Below are 2,112 nucleotides of genomic sequence, written 5' to 3' on the forward strand. Positions count from 1 at the left end.
TTATAAATTTAAATACAGATTAAATTTTTGTAGTTCTATAAGTTATTTTATATTTCATGTTCACTTTAAATTATTTTAAATTAGGTCTGGATAACAAAATAAAGTAAATAGAAAGGATTTATTCTTTCTATTTACTTTATTTTTAGTCCATAAAAAATCTTATCTTAAAATGACATTGGCTTATTGCCCTTCCTCTAAAAATAATTAATGCTGAAGCTGCCCCTGCAAGGGTCCTATTGGTGCCTGTCACTTGATTTCTTGAGTTCTTGAATTGTTTGACAATTTAAAAGAGGCGGTCAGTTGAATTATTAGGACCACCTCTTTTATGCTATTGAATTTAGAATTTAATTTATAGCCAAATCAGTATTATCATTTTCAAATGCTTGTTTATCAAATTCATTTTCACTTGCAGCAACTATTAGCGATGATACAGCTGCACCTGTTACATTAGTCATGGTTCTTCCCATGTCAACGATTACGTCTATCCCGAGTAGTATAGCAAGACCTTCCACAGGTAGTCCTAAAGTTGTTAATACAACAGTGGCTGCAAGAGATGCAGTACCTGGAACTCCAGCAATGCCAATTGATGCAAGTGTTGTTGATGCTACAAGTAAAACATAGTGATTGAATGTTAGGTCAATTTTAAACATGTTTGCAACAAAAATAGCAACTAGTGCTGGATATATACCTCCACAAGCATTCATACCTGCAGTTGCACCAAGAGGGGCAACAAAACTTGCGACTTTGTCTGAAATCTTAACACCCTCAGTTAATGATTTTATCGTCACAGGAAGTGTTCCGAAACTGCTTTGAGTTGAGAAGGCAACAACCTGCGCTGGGTAGATTTTCTTGAAGAACTTTAATGGATTAACTTTTGCAAATACTGCTACAAGGCTTGAATGAACAATTGCAATTTGCAATAGGCAAGCTATATAAACTGCTAATATGAAAGTTAATAAAGGTGTCAGGGAAGCAATACCATATTCAGTTGAAATTGAAGCTATAAGTCCAAATATACCATAAGGTGTCAACTTTAGAATCATTTTAGTAAGCCTTGATATAACTTGATTTAATCCAAAGAAGAAATCTCTTACACTTTTAACTTTTTCATTTCCTTTTGTAAATTCAAAAGACAACGCCACACCAATTAGTATAGAGAATACAATTACAGGTAATATTTTACCATTGGCCATTTCGTTAACTGGATTTTTAGGTATCATATCTAATAATACCTGAGTTAAAGTAGAGATTTCTTTAGCTTTGAAGCTTTCATCAGGAATAAATGTTGAATTTACACCCACGTTGAATATATTACCAATGAAAATGCCAATGATAGTTGCTATTGCAGTTGTTGATAAAAGGGCAGCAATTGCCTTTAATCCTATTCTTTTTAATTCGTTTGCGTCATTTAATGAGTTTATGCTAGCTATTATTGAAGTAATAACCAAAGGCAATACAAGCATTTTGATTAGATTAACATAGGCAGAACCAATAAAACTAAATACATATTGTTCATTTTTTACGATGCTTCCAGCTATAAGCCCAAGAATCAAAGCTACAAGAGAAACTTTTGAAAAGGATATTTTTTTGTTTTTTATTGACCAAATTATTGTAAATGAAATTGCTGTTGCTATTAAAGCAAATATAACTGACATAATATCACCTCATCTAAAATTTATATATAGCCTTGAGAATAACTCAAAGACCTTGATTTTACTAGCCCGATAGAGCCAAATTTTTTTTATCACTCAAATTTATGTCATAGGATTTCCTCTCTTTTTGTCGAATTATACTATATAAACAAACATAATGCAAAAACAATAAGGAGGAAATCTCTATGTACCAACGTCAAGAAATATTTAATATAATTGAACTTTTTACTTCTCAAAAGCTCATCAATTTTTATACCAAAATCTTTGATAACCTTGATTTATCTATGTTACCCGATAGGCTTCCTTCTAAATATGGTCCTATTGGCTATTCTCACCATGCTCTTTTTAGAGCCTTTATTGTTATGAAGTGTGAGAAATTCGCCAAAATTACTGACCTAAAAGATTTTTTAGAAAATAATCTAATCAATACTACGCACTCAACATGGCTCGAGAGGACAGT

At 31.8% G+C, this 2,112-nt stretch carries 1 protein-coding gene and 1 pseudogene; one reads left to right on the forward strand and one right to left on the reverse strand.

Going from position 1 to position 2,112, the window contains the following annotated elements:
- Nucleotides 1–344: 344 nt before the first annotated feature.
- Nucleotides 345–1,655 (reverse strand): dicarboxylate/amino acid:cation symporter, encoded by a 1,311-nt coding sequence (locus AA81_RS15060; RefSeq protein WP_103899346.1) that lies wholly within the window; start codon nucleotides 1,653–1,655, stop codon nucleotides 345–347.
- Nucleotides 1,656–1,837: 182 nt separating this feature from the next.
- Between AA81_RS15060 and AA81_RS15065 the strand changes: the two are divergent.
- Nucleotides 1,838–2,112, forward strand: a pseudogene (locus AA81_RS15065) (hypothetical protein); the annotation flags it as partial.

The organism is Petrotoga halophila DSM 16923 (assembly GCF_002924615.1).